This window comes from Chitinophaga sp. LS1 (assembly GCF_034274695.1).
GTDB lineage: Bacteria > Bacteroidota > Bacteroidia > Chitinophagales > Chitinophagaceae > Chitinophaga.
Genome location: NZ_CP128362.1, coordinates 6,978,333 through 6,995,804, shown reverse-complemented (window position 1 = coordinate 6,995,804; position 17,472 = coordinate 6,978,333). Strand labels below are relative to the sequence as shown.

Below are 17,472 nucleotides of genomic sequence, written 5' to 3'. Positions count from 1 at the left end.
ACACATGAACGAGCATGAACACCATCACGAACATGATCATGATCACGGACATGGTTGGATGAAATACATAGAGATCATCTGCAGCCTTACCTGTGGCACAGCACTGGCGATTGGCTTTGGTTTATCTTTTGTCAAAGGTATTCCTCCCGTACTTCCTTTATCGTTATATATACTGGCATATATCGCAGGTGGCTTTTTTACTGTCAAAGAAGCCATCGAAAACATTAGAGCAGGTTCTTTCGACATCGACTCTCTCATGATCGTCGCTGCCGCTGGTGCCGCTGTCCTGGGAGACTGGGCCGAAGGCGCGCTATTGCTTTTCCTGTTTAGTCTGGGCCATTCATTAGAGCACTATGCCATGAAAAAAGCAAAAAACGCTATCAGTGCATTGGCAAAGCTAGCACCTAAAACTGCTTGGCTGAAAAAGGGCAATGACCTGCAGGAAGTGAAAATCGAAACCTTACAAATAAACGATATTGTCGTAGTAAAACCTGATGCCACGATTCCAGCCGATGGCATTATCATAAAAGGTAACAGTGCAGTTAACCAGGCGGCTGTTACCGGCGAAAGTATGCCGGTTGATAAACAGGTTGACCACAATGTATATGCGGGTACTTTGAATGGCAGTGGTGCATTGGAAGTAAAAGTGACCAAACCATCCAAAGACTCTACCTTATCAAAACTGATTCAACTCGTGAATGAAGCGCAGTCACAGCAGTCGCCTACACAGCGTTTTACTGACAGGTTGCAGAAGTTTTACGTACCTGCTGTCATCATCTTTGTAGGGTTGCTATGTCTCGCATTTCTGGTGATTGACGAACCATTCAGTGCCAGCTTTTATCGCGCTATGGGTGTGTTGGTGGCGGCCAGTCCATGTGCATTGGCCATTGCTACGCCCAGTGCTGTGTTGAGTGGGGTAGCCCGTGCTGCACGTGCGGGTATCCTTATCAAAGGTGGTCGTCCACTGGAAGACCTCGGTACACTCAAAGCCATTGCTTTTGATAAGACAGGCACCCTCACGGCAGGCAAGCCAACACTTACCGGCATTATTCCTGCGGCTGGTATCACTAAAGATGAGCTACTGGAAATGGTGGTAGCTGTGGAATCACTCAGCGATCATCCATTGGCAAAAGCCATTGTTGCCGATGCGCAACTAAAGAATGTCAAGCCTGCAGAGAACCTTTCATCTGTTACCGGTAAAGGTATTAAAGCACAATGGCAGGGGCATGACATTGTAATTGGTAATAAGGCTTTGGTCATCGGTGTTTCGGAGGAGGTGCTTGCGCTGTTGGATGAAAAATCCACCGCCGGGCATACGGCTATGCTAGTGTTAAAAGACAACCAGTATGCGGGCATGATCACCGTGATGGATACCCCTCGTCCCGAGGCTAAACAGGCACTGGATGCACTCAAAGCAGCGGGGATTAAAAAGATGGTCATGTTATCCGGCGATAACCAGTTAGTAGCAGATGCGATTGCAAAAGCGACGGGTCTCACAGATGCATGGGGGAACTTGTTGCCTGAACAAAAAGTCGAAGCGATTAATAAACTAAAGGCTACGGAACATAAAGTGGCTATGGTGGGTGATGGTGTCAACGATGCACCTGCCATGGCCAATAGTACGGTAGGTATCGCTATGGGTGCTGCGGGTTCTGATGTAGCGCTGGAAACGGCGGATATCGCGTTGATGGGCGATCAGTTGATGCACCTGCCGTTTGCGATAGCGTTAAGTCAGCAGGCGAATCGTATTATCAAACAAAATCTGGTGATCAGTTTGGGTATGGTGGCGGTGCTAATACCCTTAACTTTATTGGGTATTGCGAGTATGGGACCAGCGGTGATTGGTCATGAAGGTTCTACTTTGGTAGTGGTGTTGAATGCGTTGCGGTTGTTGGTGTATAAAGAAAAATAACGGATGGTTACCTATACCTTGTTATTACTATCTGTTTTTACAACAATGATAGGGGGGATGGTTCTTTATTTTTCCGGCTGTGGTGATATTAGCAGTATCTTTGGTCTGTATATTATTTCAAACTGTGCGAACGACAATTAGTATTCCTATAATGCTATTCAATAAAAATCAATAACATGTGGCGGTATTTGTTTGTTTTAACGGGACTCGCCAGTTGTACGACGATCAGGTATTCTGAGAAGGCTGTTTTTAAAAGTGAGAAGAGGGGATACCAGGTAGTATACAATGGACACCCTGTAGCGTTTAAAAATATCATTTTAAATAAGGACAGTATCACACGGGTGAAAAAGAATTATGTGAGGAGGAGGATCAGTATTTATCCAACATCTGTAAATGCGAAATTTAAGACGGGGGAAGAGCTGGTGAATGAGATTCGGGTAGCGACAGGGAAGGAGTTTGATATCATTGTTATCAATGGGGTACCTTATTTTAAAGCGGAGGAGCTGAAGTTACTGCAAGTCCAGCAATCGGCGGGGGTTGAATATATTATATTAGACCCTGACAAATTTCAAATAAGTTGTAATAGAATGGATAATCCATTATTGCTGATTGTAGCCCGATAGAAATTACATTTGAATAGGATGATTCCCTTACCGAAGCAAAAATGGAACTTGTGCTAACGGATAAAAAAGAGAGCCGGCCCTGGCAATTTCTGCAAGCTACATTTACATCATTAGAAGCATAGATATGATCCCGATTACCAACGGTACAAAGGAAGCAAGGTACATTACCTTTATTTTATATTGCTGGCCATTATTATTTGTACTGGCAAATATTTGTTCCAGGAACTTTAGTGTAACATCCATCCTTGTGGATGTCATCGTTTTTTCTTCAACAATTTGGATCGCATATTCGGTATCTTTTAATGATTACGAGATCTGGTTGTCTCAGGAAAATAACAGCATAATAATAAAGAGAAGAGAACTGGAAGTCAAATATGAGGTAGATGAGTTTTTGAAATTCCGGTTGGGATATTATCCATTTCAAATGTCTTCTGAAAGTAGGTATTACGAACTGAAAATTAATCGACAGTCTTATCGGATCAGGATCCTGATTACAAAAAGTAATAGAATGGAATTTTCTGAAAGCCTTGACCCTGAGAGGTATTTGAGGAAATTAGAAGAAGAAATGAAAGATAAGATCAGGATGAACATGAGTGGATGTACGAGGTAATTTGATGTGTGGAATTGTCCAAACCCCCGAAAATTTGTATATTACTATATAATTCCGCCACCCTATTTCAATTCCCTCAATATTATGCTTCAGCACAATAAAAACATTTCTGTCATTCAGCCTTCCAGCCGCGCTGCTGCAAACCGTTCCTCCTTTACCGGTATTTCTCAGCCAGCGGTAGTTCAGAAAACTGCTGTCATACAGCGACAAGCATTGACAAAAATTGTAGGAGAATGGAATACCGATAACTACGACATATACGATGTGATCATTGGCGGCCGCACTCTCTCCCCATTCAGCAATACGATGGGTGCCCATTCTACTGCCTGGGTAGCACATATCGACGCCATCAGAAGGCACCTGGTAGGCACTACTATGAGTGTTGGGATCGACTGGTTTTTAGGTACCATCAATGAGGATCTGGACTCCCCCTTGCGCAAGCTGGATGGCTATATCGGCAAAGAGCAATGGGCAAAACTCGACTTTGCGACCTATCAGCTAAAAGTATCCCGCGATAATCTCGTGAGTGTATCAGCAAAAATCACTGCGCAAAATTATCATAACGTGCTACAGGTGTTACGCATTGCCATCAACGCGTACCTGACCTACATCAACCTCCTCCCAACCTCTACAGTAGCCGGTGGAGACCCTTCCGGCCATGGAGAAGGCGTAGCAAGGGGCGAAATTAACTATTTCGAATTCGCTGCTTCGCAGAAATTTCAGAAAGAGGAGGGAACGCCTTCTAATACCGGCCTTCTGGAAACCTATACCCCGCTGGATGAAAAAGACCTGAATACTACAGACTTTACCGGCATGGATACCGAATTGCGAAAGCTATTAAAAGGAGACTTAAAAGAGGGGGAGCTGGCATTGTATAAAAAGCACATCCGGGCTACACTCTGGACAATGTTCGCAGAAGAAACGCCAGAGGTATTTGCACAAGGTCACGAAAACACACAAAGGAAGGAAGTAAAAGAAGAAATATGGGCCTTGACACTACAGAATTTCCTGCGTACCATCAGGGTCGCTTATCCTTTTGCATACGATTTCTGTAAAATGAATGATACGGCATTACTCACTACCGATGTAACACTCAAGATACCTACGTTGAATGTAGCCCATATCGTGAAACTGGTGAATGGGGAAGAGACATTTATCAATATTGCGGGGAGCTATAATTTTAAAGATGAGGATGACAGGGATAAAGTAAAGTCTAAGCTCAGTGGATCGCATCAACTGAATGAATCAGAGGTACGTGGATCTGCTTATGGTGATTCAGATATTGCAGGTGGCGGATCAGGTTTCCAGGTGACAGTATTATTGAACGACCTGGATAATATTGGCGATATTATTACCACCGGTCGCACCAAAAGTCCTTTTAGCGGTACGATGGGCGCTCATACTACTGCCTGGGCCGTTCACCAGGATGCTGTCATTAATACCCTTACAGGGCTGCCGCTTTCAAGTGCCATCCTCCAACTGTCATTAATGACACAGGAGGCGATGAAAAGCCCACAGCTGGAATTTGCCGGAGTGATAGATGAAAAGCACCAGATCTTCCTGGTAGCGGCCTTTAATGAGGCCAGGAAATTTGTAGGAAAGGTGGGAGAGAATTTTAAGCAGAATGTAGGCGTAAAAACTGCTTTCCTGGAAAACTTCATTGCCACTTATCTCAATTTGCTGAATGTGACCCCTCTTGCCACTATTGCTAAAGGAGGTGTGCCGGGAGGTCGCAGGGAAGGACAGCACCGGCAGTTCCTGAAAAGGTACGAGACGGATGGAGATGCGGTTTTCAGTACAGACGAACTGGGTAATAAAACAAAAATTATCACAGATCACCTGTTAGGGATGTTTGATACAAGCGGACTCAATTACTTCCCTCCATCGTTGGTGAGGAGGGAGGCTACAAATATCAGTGAGTATGTCACGGATGGTTTTGATAATACGCATGCGTTATGGGATTTTGTACAGGATAAGGGAACGGAAAAGGCGAATCAGAAAAAGAAAAAGTATGCGTTGGATCAATTTCTGCATACAGTGGCTGAGGCCTACCCCCGATCACTTAGGAATAGCAACCTGGTAGCGACGCTGACAGAAAAACACTCCATTGATCTGGCGCCACCGAAAAGTCCATCGAATGTGATGGGGCACAATGTAGTGGTAGTGGGTAATAAGCAGGATCCAAATGCGCAATTGAATAAAGGTTACATAGGTGAGATAAGAGGGATTAGCCCATATGGCATCAACGTATTGATCCATGCTACTTTTAAAACAGTCGTATTGCAGCCTGGTTCTATAAAATTCATCTAAAATTGAATTACATTCAGATAAAATCAAATCGATCGATATGGCAATGCAGGCAGATTTAAAGGCGTATAAGGATAAAATTTACCCAAGAGTTTTTTTGATAGATGAATTAAAGTTGGTGTTGGAGGATGAGGCAGATTTTCCTATTCACCGGTTATGGCTGAAGGACCTTGCTTTGGGATATGTGATTGATAGAGGAGATAAATTCACGTTTATCAGCAAATGTCATTTGGGCGATGAAATGACAGCGGAGGAAATAATGGCGTTGGCTACAAATAATTTCATAAGAGATTTTGAGTTTAAAATAGTGCAGACTATTTTTGGTTGTTATGAATTGGAAGGGGAGCCGGATCATTGTGCAACGGCTATATTAGTAGCGCCGATATGGGAGAAAGTGGCGGCGCATTTTGGGAAGGACCTGGTGGTGGCGTTTCCGAGTTATGATCTGGTGTTTATGACGGCGGCGGATGATGAAGAGGGGATTAGTAATTTGAAGATAGAGTTGTATAAGATACAGGGGATGGGGATAGAAAAGCGGTTGAGGGATTATTTGTTTTTGTATAAGAGTGAGGATAAGGCGTGGAGTTTTTTGGAGGATATGGAGGAGGAAGAGTTATTCTAAACCAATCCCTTTTTCGTGAGCTCATTCTGTTAGTATTCTTTTTTCTATTTCGAACTTGTGAAACTGATATATTTTTTTTCTGCTTTTTTTAATTTTGTTTCCTTCGCGGTGGTTAACTTTTCAAATGGCTGTAGGCTAACTTTTACCTCATCTTTTTTTATTTCCCGTTTCCATGTACCTGCTACCTGACCGTCAATGATGATGGTATTATCAAAGAAGGGGGCTGATCGCTGCATTTTGTGTGCGTGTTTTTCATGTGCAAGTGCTGTTCTGTCTGCGTAGGGGGTGAATTAGAGGGGCGGAGGGATATGGCGAGGCTTAAGTATTTGATAATGATATGTTTGTGTAAATGCATGCTTATGGCAACAAATTTTACTTATATTTGTATAGAACCATTTGAATTTGTATGCGTGCAAAGATCAGTAAACTTGGAAAAGCGTTCTTAAAGAACAATAAAGCAGCGGCTGCTTTGTCAGAAGCTGTATTTAATAATCGTGACCGTATCTCCAATGGGGAGAAGGTGCAGTTTGAAGTAGTACTGAGCAGAAGTAATAAGCCCGTTAAGTTTATTGCTGCGGTGAGGAGTGCTGGTATTTCACAACCGTGATAGCTGGGAGTCACTTTCACCCCTGATGCACCCCATAGCCATATTTTTAACAGTGTCAACCCGGTCTTGCGCAGCTGATTCAATCCTCTAATTGATACATGAACATTGCCATCGGCGCTTTCCTTATCACCTTATTATTTATTCCAGCTATTTCATTTCGTCTGGCGCTTAATAACCACCGCCAGCTGAAGGAGTTATTGGGTGCCTTGTCTATCACCGACACCATCTGGATGTTTATCCTCGTTCCCATCTGTACACACCTGGTTTTATTACCCATCCTCTTCACATTGGGGATGACGGTAAAGTTTGACCTGATGCTCAATATTATTTATTCCAACAGGGATTTTCATATCGATAACAGAACCATGGGGTGGGATGTGATCAGTTTCATGGGGTATGTATTGTTTGCATTTGCAGCAGCATTTGTAGTGAGTGCGTGGATCGTAAAAAATAAGCGATTGAGTGAGAAGATTGTAGCATTGCTGGGTGCAGGAAATGAGTGGTATGAGTTGTTTGATGGGAAGTATGCTTCCATGAATTTTGACATGATTTTGCTGAATGTGGTGACTGGTTCAAAAGAGTCGACATTGATCTATACAGGTTACCTGGAAAATTATTACTTTCAGACTAAGTCGACAGAGCTGAATTACATTGTCTTAACGCAGGTGACCCGCAGGGATTTGAGGAAACAGGTGCTGACAGAGCAGCCTTTGGGAGAGGGTGGGAAGACGACTGCTTATTCGAATGAGCCTGGGATTCCGATTGATTTACCAGGGGATGTGATCGTGATACCGGCGAAGGAGATTTTGAATATTAATATTACTTATTTGCAATTGGAAGTTGATAATGAGATGATAGAGGAATTGGAAGGATAGTTTGACCTTTAACCCTAAAGATTCTTTAGCATTCAAGCAACAACATTAAAGGAACATTTTAGCATATAAAGTAACAGTTTGGCATTTAACTCTAAAGATTTACATTTACCCAATAGTTTAACCCAACATTCCTTTAAAACCCCATTATGCCAACGCGTTATTTACCCCTCGCTATCCTCTCCGCAGGTTTGCTTTTCGCACCTGGCTGTAAGCAGGATACCCCACATGCCAGCATCACTGGTACCATCGATGGATTGTATGATCCCGCTATTTTCCTGAACATCCCTGCGGGTGACACTTATAACACAGAACCGATACCTGTAAAAGACGGTGCATTCAGCTGGTCAGGAGATATCCAGGAAGTACAGCGGCTGATGTTGCGGATAGGCGACAAAACCATTCCATTGTATATGGATAATTCGGCCGTGGAGATTCATGGCCATATTGATTCACTCGATCAGTTACGGATTACAGGTTCTGCGCCACAAGCGGACTTTGATGAATATCAAAGGTCCCTGGCGGATATTAAAAAAGAAGGACAGGCATTAACTGATCAGTGGGTAAAGGCGAAGGACAATGATAGTTTGAAGGAGTTGATCAGGACGAAGTTTGATTCTTTGGATGAAGTGAAAGATGAAAGAACGAATCAATTCATCGCTACCCATCCAGGAAGTGTGGTGAGCGTATCGCTGCTGAGTGATATGGCGCTGGTGGGAGATCCGACCTTGCTGGATAGCCTTTTCCGGAAATTATCTCCGGCCATGGTAAGCACGACTCCCGGAAAGGCTCTGCAGGAAAGAATTGCTGTTTTGAAAAAGAGTGCGGTCGGACAGACATTGATGGATTTTAAACAGACCGATGTGAATGGGGATACGGTAAGATTGGCGGATCTGAAGGGGAAGTATGTATTGATAGATTTCTGGGCGAGTTGGTGTAAGCCTTGCAGGGCGGAGAATCCAAATTTGTTGAAAGCGTATAATCAGTTTAAGCATAAGAATTTTACAGTTTTAGGGGTATCGCTGGATGAAAAGAAAGAGAGTTGGCAACAGGCGATTGCGGAGGATAGAATGCCGTGGGTGCAGGTGTCTGATTTACAGGGGTTTCAGGGGAAATTGGCGCAGGAGTATGGGATTAAGGCGATTCCTTGTAACTTTTTGATTGATCCTAAAGGGGTTATTGTTGCAAGGTATCTGAGAGGGGAGGCGTTAGAGGAGAAGTTGATGGAGGTGCTGCGTTAGGGAGGAGTTTTTGATAGATTGTGAAGGAAAATTATCATTGTACTGTATCTGAAAACAGCCGTTGGAGGAGAAGTCGTTAGAGGTCCTGCGTTAGGGCGCGGTGGGTACCTGAAGGCAGGAATTAGGGAAAAAGCTGTCGGAAACACGCCCCCAGGGTGGTTTTTTTGAAATTACTCCTACATCCTGTACTTTTGACGGTACAGTAAAGCTGTTATGAGTAAGAAAATTCATTCGCAGGAAAGGTCTGAAGAATGTCAGGGACATTTACGGGCCATACATGATACCCTGGATGTGTTGAATGGGAAATGGAAGATTTCCATCATTGGTTCGCTGAGTTTTGGAAAGCGACGATTTATGGAATTGCAAAGAGAAGTGGAAGGAATAGGGTCCAAGATGCTGTCAAAAGAGTTAAGAGAGTTGGAAATGAATGAGCTGGTAAAGCGGACTGTGCATGATACAAAGCCGGTAACGGTGGAGTATGAGCTGACTGACTATGGTGGAACATTGCAGAGCATTATTTCGGAAATGGCGAAGTGGGGAGTGCAGCATAGGAAGCGGATCATGCAGCAGGTGATTGTGTAAGAAGGTTGCCAGCGGCGGAAATTGGGAAAATAAACTAATTGAAGGCAAAGCCTATTGAGTATGTATTTTCAATAAAGCCAGGTCCTTTTAATAAAAGGTCCTTCTAATAAAATAAGGTTAGCTCATTATTATAAAAGGTCAGGTTCCTTCTTATAAAATAATCCCGGTCTTTTTTATGAAATAAGGCCAGCTTAACTTTATAAATCAAAAAAGCAAAACCTTGCCTCACAGCCAGGTTCTGCTATTATTTGAATGAAAGCAACCAAAATAAAAACTTACCAGCAAAATAAAAAAGAAAGGAAGGTCAGAAGAAGGGCATTCCGGGATGTCAGAATGCCCGTTGCAAATCGCGCACAATGGACCTTCCTTGTAACCAGTGTTATCTTTAATATCTTATATTACCGCTGATTTTTTAGCATATCTTTCGAAGAAAGCTCTCTCTAATGCTTCCCTATGATCAGGGTGTGCAATTTCGATCAGCGCTTTACCTCTTTGTTTCAGGCCTTTACCGAACAGGTTCGTAATACCATATTCAGTCACCACCCAATGTATATGTCCTCTTGTAGTCACCACACCAGCACCTTGTTTCAGGTAAGGGGTGATGCGGGAGATACCTTTGTTTGTCACTGATGGCAGCGCAATGATTGGCTTACCACCATCTGACAATGAAGCACCTCTCATAAAGTCCATCTGCCCACCGATACCGGAGTATTGGTAAGTACCGATACTATCTGCACACACCTGACCAGTGAGGTCTACTTCGATGGCGCTGTTGATAGCGGTAGCTTTTGGATTCTGACGGATCACAGCTGTATCATTTACATAGTCGATAGCCAGTACCCTTACGGTTGGGTTATCGTTTACAAAATCATACAGTTTGCGGGTACCTGCCATGAAAGCTGTGACATTTCTGCCTACGTTCACTTTCTTCAGGCTATTGTTGATTACACCACTTTCGATCAATGGAATGACGCCGTCGGACATCATTTCTGTGTGCAAGCCCAGGTTCTTATGGTTGGTCAGGTTCTTTAACACATAATCAGGGATGCTGCCGATACCTAACTGCAGGGTGGCGCCGTCTTCTACCAGGGTAGCGATATTGCGGCCAATCTGAGCGGTGACTGGGGTAGCATCTGAAGAGTAGTCCAGTACTGGTAGATCTTCTTCGTGCCATACGGCAGCGTGGAAGCGTGATACGTGGATGAAACCTTCACCGTGAGTGCGTGGCATTTTAGGATTTACCTGTGCCACGATATATTTTGCTACTTCCGTTGCAGCGCGGGCGATGTCTACTGAGGTACCCAATGAGCAATAGCCGTGTTGGTCCGGAGGTGATACTGAAATAAATGCAACATCCGGAGGCAGAATGTTCTTTTTGAACAGCTGAGGTATCTGACTCAGGAAAATAGGAACGTAGTCACCATCCTCACTATTCACTACCTTACGGTTGGCAGCGGATGTGAAAAGGCAATTAACAAAAAAGCTTTTTCTGTATGCAGGATTGTCGAAGTCTACCTTACCTAAGGTTGTGATGCTTGTTAATTCAACATTCTCCAATTCTGCGTGCCTATCTTGAAGGGCTTTTAAAAGGTGCATTGGCGTTGCGGCGGATCCATGGATAAAAACACGGTTACCTGAAGTCACACACTTTACAGCTTCTGATGCCGGGATATACTTAAACATATCGTTTCATTGACTTTGATGCCTCAAAATTACCAGCAGATGGGTTGTTAAATGCTGATGAGAGTCAGGAAGGAAAGTATTTGTAGTCAGGAGAATGGGGGATTTTGGGAGGGAAGGGGCTGCTGTGGGGACGACAGGGGCATGCTGAAAGTGGAATAGGGGGATTTTTTTGAAGGAGAAATGCGAATGATAGGTGGGAAATTGGCCTGCGGCAGCAAGGAAGAGGCTTACTATTGGGTTACCTTTTTAAATACTGATACCCTATCACTAAAACATACTCATCTGCGTATACCTAACCGGCGCCGTCTTCCCATTATCAGATATATTATATATCGGCGTCTCCTGATACCTTGAAGCTACTGCTATATGCGTATCCCCGGCATGCTGCTGAAATAACTCCAATACCACATCCGGATCATTATTATCCTTCGATAAGTGAGAAAGAAACAAATGCGTCATAAACGGTGGCCTATGCTTTTTAAATAGCTCTAACGCCTGCTTATTGGACAAATGCCCATGCCCACCCCGTATCCTCTTCTTTAAATGATAAGGATACTGCCCATTCTCCAACATCACCTCATCATAATTCGCCTCCAAAAACGCCGCATGACAAATCTGGAAATGTTTAATTAAATGCTCGCAGGGGGCACCAATGTCTGTGAAGACGCCTATATTAATAGCATTGCCAGATATTATAAAAGAATGTGGCTCTACCGCATCATGGAATTTTGGAAAAGCCGTGATGCTCAGTTCGCCGATCTGAACCGGCGTGTAAGGGAGAAAAGAGATAGCCTGCTGTTCCTGTAATAGAAGATTGCCGCTACGTTGGGTAGCAGGGGTGATATAAACAGGGAGGTTGTACTTTTTAGAAAGAATAGTGATCCCTTTTATATGATCCGTGTGCTCGTGCGAGATAAAGAGCGCCTTTACCTTCGTCATACTCAATCCCAGGCGGTGCATGCGGCGCTCGGTTTCTCTGCAGGAGAGCCCGGCGTCTACCATGATCGCTTCATGGTCGTTGCCTATGTAATAGCAATTACCATTGCTACCGGAATTAAGTGATGTGATGTAAAGTGACATGAAGCTGCAAAGTAAATAATAAATTGCTAAAGAAGTTAGTTTTTGTTGAGAGGATGATACATCCTTCATGGTAAAGGGAAGATTTGAGCTGGAGCATTCCACCAAAAATAAAGGGTGCCTCAAAAAGAGACACCCTTCGTGGAGCGGGTATTTGGCGGACTGCTCATCTATCATTTTGCTGGCAGCCTGGATACAATCTGGCGGCCTGCTCATCTACCATTTAATATTCACCTTCACCCCATCCGGACTATTATCAAATCCAAGATAAAGGGTATGGGAGCTTTCATCCCATGACTTCACCACCTCCTTATTACCTGTCACTACCTCTTTCGGCTCCGCAGGCAATAACACCCGCATCGCATTAATTGTGTTCACAGGACTCTTTGCTGTAAAATTATAGCTGTTCGCCGTCACCACCTCATCATATATCCTTGCAGCAGCAGCTAATACCTTTGGCTTAGACTTATCCGCCACTCTATTAATATTATACAGGAAAGCCTGAGAACCAGGTTCTACTATTTTCCGGGCCAATACCGGCAATGTAGGATCAAACAGGTCCACCACAGGTCCTTTGATCACATAAGGGGTTTTATCCGCCACCTCATCCATCACCGCTACAATATCATATGGGCCTCTTTCTAAATAAAGATTGTTTTTGGTCTGTATATTCCCACCAAAGGCTTCTTTTATTGTCGCCACATAATTATCTGCCCCATTCACCTGCATCACAAAGTTCTTCGGATCTTCTTTTATGATATACACCTTCCCTTTTCCAACATTATACTTCCCTCCATCTGGAGCAATCCCTAACAAACCGAACAAATGCGCGGAAGGCGTTTTATAATGATTTCCCTTCGTATTCCACCACTCCATCACTGACTGGTATGGATCGTCGTCTTTTGAACAATACACCAGTATACCCCCTTTCTTTACCCATTCAGCTATATATTTATGTACATCAGCACTCATTGGTTTCATATTGGAATAACTCATTACCAACACCCTGATATCTTTCAGACTAGCTGCAAAGGACAGGTTTTCCATATGCACCGTCTGAACAGGGATCCCTAATTTCAACAGCGGTAATGTCTGCCCATAAAAGTTGGAGAACTGCGGATCTTCAAAACCATTATGCGTTGGGAAACGCTGGAACATCAGGGAATTTCCCATCAGCACACCTATCCCATTTACCCCCGTCACCCGATTCGCAGAGCGCGGCATATCATTCAGCGCATTTACCATCACCTGCATTTGCGTAGAATAGTATTTAGGTATCAATACCATGCTATCACTATTCGCTACTTTGTAAGGTCTGGTGTATATACGCTCCGGCCATGGCATTACTTCGTAATCAGCTACCATCGGGTAAAGGATCTTGGCGGTGAATGTCGCCTGATAATTACGTTTGTAATCACTCCAGTCACGCGGCCAGTCTTCGATAGGGTCAGTCAATAAGAACACCTTCCTGTTCGTAGGTGCGGTCATTGAAATAACAGAGCCATATTCTAAAAAAGCATTTTCAAACACACGCTCTTTCTCTAACCCATTGAAGAATGTAGGTTCGCGGGAAGTGCCTGTCCATACCTGTGCAATGTACCCGTCAATACTGGGTAATGATGCCAGACTTGCTTCGGGACTAACGATCTTCCAGGAAGAGTAGTTGACCAATGAGTGCGTAGGAATGTACACCTTTACATCCAGGCCTTTGGTTTTTCCATAGGCTTTCGCGTAAGAGGAGACTTCCTTAATCGCATTATAATATAAATGGTACTTCAGTTTGCTGGACAAATAAGTATTTTCCGGAGACTCATGCTGTGGTCGCCATGGGAACCCGTAATAACGTTGCCATTCGTCTTTGAAAGTCTGGCCATAACCGGCACGTGCCCAGAATTCAGGTTCTTCGAGGTAGATGGCGGTGATGCCTGCGTCGATCACTTTTTTGACTACACCCTTTTTCATGTATTCGATAAAGGTGCTTTCCGGTACAACATAAGGAATGTTGTGACCATGCCAGATGGTATCGCCATTTTGCATAACCTGACCAATACCAAGATGGTTTTTCCCATCCCATTTACCAAGAAAATAATCATCATAAGAGCCCCAGGCAATGCCTGTCATGAATTGAACGGTGTAGCCATGGTCACGCCATGATTTTACTCTTTGTTCGAAGGTCATGTTATGATGATCACCTGCGCCATATACGATGGCGATGTCTGATCTTACGTCTATTTCAGGCCGCCACGGACTGCTGGTCTGAAAGGAGAGAGAGAGAGAGAGAGAGAGAGAGAGAGAGAGAGAGAGAGAGAGAGAGAGAGAGAGAGAGAGAGAGAGAGAGCTGTTTTTTCTCCTTTCTGCGCAGTTGCCAATAAGGACAGGCAAAAGCAGGAGAGTAGAAGCAATGGTTTCTTCATAATGGAAAGTTGAGACCTGTAATTAAAAACTTTGAAATAACTCACTCCTACATAAGAGAAGTGAGTTATACTGATAGCACACTAAACACAATTAACTGAGTAACATTTGTAACAAGCCCTTCCGCCGTAGGCGGAAGGAACTTGCTATGATGGCCTGTGGCCTTGTAGACAGCAAACACAGATGCCATAAAAAGTGGAATTCGCACAAAGGGCCTTACGGTACTTTCACCGCTATCGGCTCATTATAATTATACCTGTTCACACCATCTACACTATAATTAATTCGTCCACCAGCACGCAGGTAATAAGTTGCATTTGTATATGGTAATACAGGAGTCGTTACTGTAATCGTTTGTCCCAACTGAGTGGTCGGATTGCTCACTGCCACTGTATAACGTGAATCATAATTATTATCACCCACATTATAACTGCTTGAATTCACGAACAGATAAATATTCCCCAGATCCTGCTGATACGCCGGCAATGTTGTACCTCTGGACACCCTGAACTGCACCGTAATAGTATTATCGGCATTCACCACCGGATCCCCGATCCATTCCACTTCAAGGAAAGGCACCACTGTAAAATTCTGCGTCACCGTACCATTGATATCAATTGTCACACTCGCATTTTTCGTCGTATCTCCATTGGCATCCAATTGTACAAGCGGCACGAATGGCCCGAGCGGTGTTACATTATACTTCCCTGCAGGAATAACGGAACACTCAAACGTACCATCCTGATTGGTTGTAAAATAAAATGGGGTAGGACTTGCTGAATAATTCAGGTCCAGCAATTTGAACCTTACACCATTATCACCTACCTGCGTCTGCAATCCCTGACCAGTGATCGAGTCTGTGATCAAACCTTTCAATACCATGGAAGGCTTATCCTTGTTATCATATTTCGTGCAGGAGCAAAACAGCCCCAGCGCCAAAACTATATATTGAATTTTCATCGTCTTCAAAGTTTTAGTAGATTAATAGCCTGAATTCTGCACCACCTTAGTACTGGTTGTAATCGCTGCCCCCGGCAGTTCCTGGTAGTACCAGCGCGTATCAAATGTGAACGTACTACCCCTTTCATCATAGCGTGCATCGAAGAACCATTTGCCGGCATTATCAGCATAAAACGGCATCAGTGTACGCCAGCGGGTATTGGACTGTTCGGTTGCAATCACTCTCCAACGTTTTAAATCCCACCATACTTTGTTTTCGAAGGCCAGTTCTTTACGACGTTCTTTGCGTACTGCACTGATGAATGCATCGGGAGATGCTTTTTCTATACCTGATAACAGATCTGCACCTGCACGGGTTCTGATCTTGTCAATGCTGGTATAGGCATCATTCAGGTAATCGGCTGTACCCAGCGTAGCCAGTTCTGCTGCAGCTTCTGCACGGATCAGTAATACCTCTGCATAGCGCATTTCAATCCATGGTTGTGCAGATCTGTTTTCCAGTACTTCTTCCTGTGCCATCCCTTCATTCAACCATTTGCGGATGGTGAAGCCGGACATAGCGCAGGTGTTATCTCCATAAAATACACCCGCTGCACCAGCAGGATTCATTTTAGTACCATCGTGCAGTGTATATGCCGTCTGACTACCACTGGAAGAGGTGACTAACTGAGAAGCGCTGGATGAATTTTCATACTTGGTCGTACTGCCTTCAGGAATAAGGCGGGCTATAGATGACGTGGATGCACCGGTATAAATACCTCTCCATATCTGACAGGCAGTGCCTTTGAACTGATCGTTCGGTAAGATAACTGTCGCTCTGAGACGAGGCTCTGCATCTGCAAAAAACTGCATGGTGCTGTCATAGAGTTTGTAAGTACCATTGCTGTTGTATACATCTACATGTCCGTTTCCATCTTTAGGAATACCATCGAACATTTCTACGAAATTCAGGGTAGGATTGGTCTCAGAAGAATAACCGTTTGCACCTTTATATTGAGCAGGTACATTGTATGCATCATAACCATGTACACTTTCAGGATAGCTATATTGTTTTACAAAGATCGCTTCTGAACTGCTGGCTTTGGAGAAGATATTTTTATAGTTGGTGTACTGAGCGGTTTTATCACCAGACGCCCATTCATTCATATACAGGGAATAACCACCTGCATCTACCGCCAGTGCTGCATTGTAAGCCTGTGTATAGAAATCTTTTGCCAGGTCAGTACTCATGCCACAGAGGCGAATACCCCCTACGATGTATGAGTTTGTATTGTATTTTGCAATAGATCCCGCGTGCACCATGGCTCTCGCCTTCATAGCATACGCCGCATATTTATTGGCACGACCTACCTGGTTGGTAGCTGGTAATAAAGCAATCGCACTATCATAATCGGCACCCACCAGTTTCCAGGTATCTTCCTCTGAAGAGCGTGCGATGTCTACATCTGAGATGGATTCTGATGGATAGTTCAGTACACGTGTTACCAACGGTACGCCACCATAGCGTTTTACCAGTGCATAGTAAGTGAAGGCACGTATAAAGTAAGCTTCCCCTTTGAACTGGGCCACCTTGGCAGTAGAATAACTGCTTTGGTAGTTTTTAATGTTTTCCAGGAAGTAATTGCATTCCCTGATCACGGTGTAAAGATCGCTCCATGTATCGCCATAATCTGTAGATGTAGACTCGTTCTTAGCACCACCTACTTCGCGGCACAATGCTTCGCCTGACATCGTACCTGGTACCTGTAGTACCCAGAAGTGATTGAACAGATAGTTGGGACTATAACGGAAATCTTCGATCGGCATTTCGCTGTAGATCCTTGCCATGTAGGAATTGATACCTGCTTCTGAACCGAAGATATCACCGTCCTGGATGATATTGGTTGGAGAGATATCCAGTTTGGTACAGGAAAAGAGCGAAAAACCCAGTATGAATGGTAGTATATATTTAAACTTTTTCATAA

At 43.9% G+C, this 17,472-nt stretch carries 14 protein-coding genes and 1 pseudogene; 9 read left to right on the top strand and 6 right to left on the bottom strand.

Features of this window, described 5'->3' with window-relative positions; all coding sequences use genetic code 11:
- The first annotated feature begins 4 nt into the window (after positions 1–4).
- The 5 genes from QQL36_RS28565 to QQL36_RS28545 all read left to right on the top strand — a co-directional run bounded on the left by QQL36_RS28565 (position 5) and on the right by QQL36_RS28545 (position 6,074).
- Entirely contained in the window at positions 5–1,912 is a 1,908-nt protein-coding gene (locus QQL36_RS28565; protein ID WP_321567610.1) for a heavy metal translocating P-type ATPase, read from the top strand.
- Between the two features lie 176 nt (positions 1,913–2,088).
- Positions 2,089–2,535: a hypothetical protein gene (locus tag QQL36_RS28560; RefSeq protein ID WP_321567609.1), complete on the top strand. Its 447-nt coding sequence runs from the start codon at positions 2,089–2,091 to the stop codon at positions 2,533–2,535.
- Between the two features lie 124 nt (positions 2,536–2,659).
- Positions 2,660–3,145: a hypothetical protein gene (locus tag QQL36_RS28555; protein WP_321567608.1), complete on the top strand. Its 486-nt coding sequence runs from the start codon at positions 2,660–2,662 to the stop codon at positions 3,143–3,145.
- Positions 3,146–3,229: 84 nt separating this feature from the next.
- On the top strand, positions 3,230–5,455 hold the full coding sequence (locus tag QQL36_RS28550) for a hypothetical protein (RefSeq protein ID WP_321567607.1): 2,226 nt from the start codon (positions 3,230–3,232) through the stop codon (positions 5,453–5,455).
- A gap of 37 nt (positions 5,456–5,492) precedes the next feature.
- On the top strand, positions 5,493–6,074 hold the full coding sequence (locus QQL36_RS28545) for a hypothetical protein (RefSeq protein ID WP_083723926.1): 582 nt from the start codon (positions 5,493–5,495) through the stop codon (positions 6,072–6,074).
- 44 nt (positions 6,075–6,118) lie between these two features.
- Here QQL36_RS28545 and QQL36_RS28540 read toward each other — a convergent pair.
- Positions 6,119–6,343 (bottom strand): annotated as a pseudogene (locus QQL36_RS28540) (DNA glycosylase AlkZ-like family protein); the annotation flags it as partial.
- Positions 6,344–6,480: 137 nt separating this feature from the next.
- Between QQL36_RS28540 and QQL36_RS28535 the strand changes: the two are divergent.
- The 4 genes from QQL36_RS28535 (at position 6,481) to QQL36_RS28520 (ending at position 9,376) form a co-directional block, all read left to right on the top strand.
- Positions 6,481–6,681, top strand: coding sequence for a hypothetical protein (locus QQL36_RS28535; RefSeq protein WP_321567606.1), 201 nt, complete (start codon positions 6,481–6,483; stop codon positions 6,679–6,681).
- A 98-nt stretch (positions 6,682–6,779) separates the two neighbouring features.
- Positions 6,780–7,556 carry a hypothetical protein gene (locus QQL36_RS28530; protein WP_321567605.1) on the top strand — a complete coding sequence of 259 codons (777 nt, stop codon included), beginning with the start codon at positions 6,780–6,782 and terminating at the stop codon, positions 7,554–7,556.
- 146 nt (positions 7,557–7,702) lie between these two features.
- Positions 7,703–8,794 carry a TlpA disulfide reductase family protein gene (locus tag QQL36_RS28525; RefSeq protein WP_321567604.1) on the top strand — a complete coding sequence of 364 codons (1,092 nt, stop codon included), beginning with the start codon at positions 7,703–7,705 and terminating at the stop codon, positions 8,792–8,794.
- A gap of 213 nt (positions 8,795–9,007) precedes the next feature.
- Positions 9,008–9,376, top strand: coding sequence for a winged helix-turn-helix transcriptional regulator (locus tag QQL36_RS28520; protein WP_083723920.1), 369 nt, complete (start codon positions 9,008–9,010; stop codon positions 9,374–9,376).
- A gap of 393 nt (positions 9,377–9,769) precedes the next feature.
- Here QQL36_RS28520 and QQL36_RS28515 read toward each other — a convergent pair whose 3' ends face one another.
- The 5 genes from QQL36_RS28515 to QQL36_RS28495 all read right to left on the bottom strand — a co-directional run bounded on the left by QQL36_RS28515 (position 9,770) and on the right by QQL36_RS28495 (position 17,470).
- Positions 9,770–11,059, bottom strand: a complete 1,290-nt coding sequence (locus tag QQL36_RS28515) for an acetyl-CoA hydrolase/transferase family protein (RefSeq protein ID WP_083723918.1) — start codon at positions 11,057–11,059, stop codon at positions 9,770–9,772.
- Positions 11,060–11,326: 267 nt separating this feature from the next.
- A complete protein-coding gene (locus QQL36_RS28510) occupies positions 11,327–12,139 on the bottom strand; it encodes an MBL fold metallo-hydrolase (RefSeq protein ID WP_321567603.1) in 813 nt (270 codons plus the stop codon).
- A gap of 213 nt (positions 12,140–12,352) precedes the next feature.
- Positions 12,353–14,518: a hypothetical protein gene (locus tag QQL36_RS28505; RefSeq protein ID WP_321567602.1), complete on the bottom strand. Its 2,166-nt coding sequence runs from the start codon at positions 14,516–14,518 to the stop codon at positions 12,353–12,355.
- A gap of 246 nt (positions 14,519–14,764) precedes the next feature.
- Positions 14,765–15,508 carry a DUF3823 domain-containing protein gene (locus QQL36_RS28500; RefSeq protein WP_321567601.1) on the bottom strand — a complete coding sequence of 248 codons (744 nt, stop codon included), beginning with the start codon at positions 15,506–15,508 and terminating at the stop codon, positions 14,765–14,767.
- A gap of 21 nt (positions 15,509–15,529) precedes the next feature.
- A complete protein-coding gene (locus tag QQL36_RS28495) occupies positions 15,530–17,470 on the bottom strand; it encodes a RagB/SusD family nutrient uptake outer membrane protein (RefSeq protein WP_321567600.1) in 1,941 nt (646 codons plus the stop codon).
- Between the last annotated feature and the right edge of the window lie 2 nt (positions 17,471–17,472).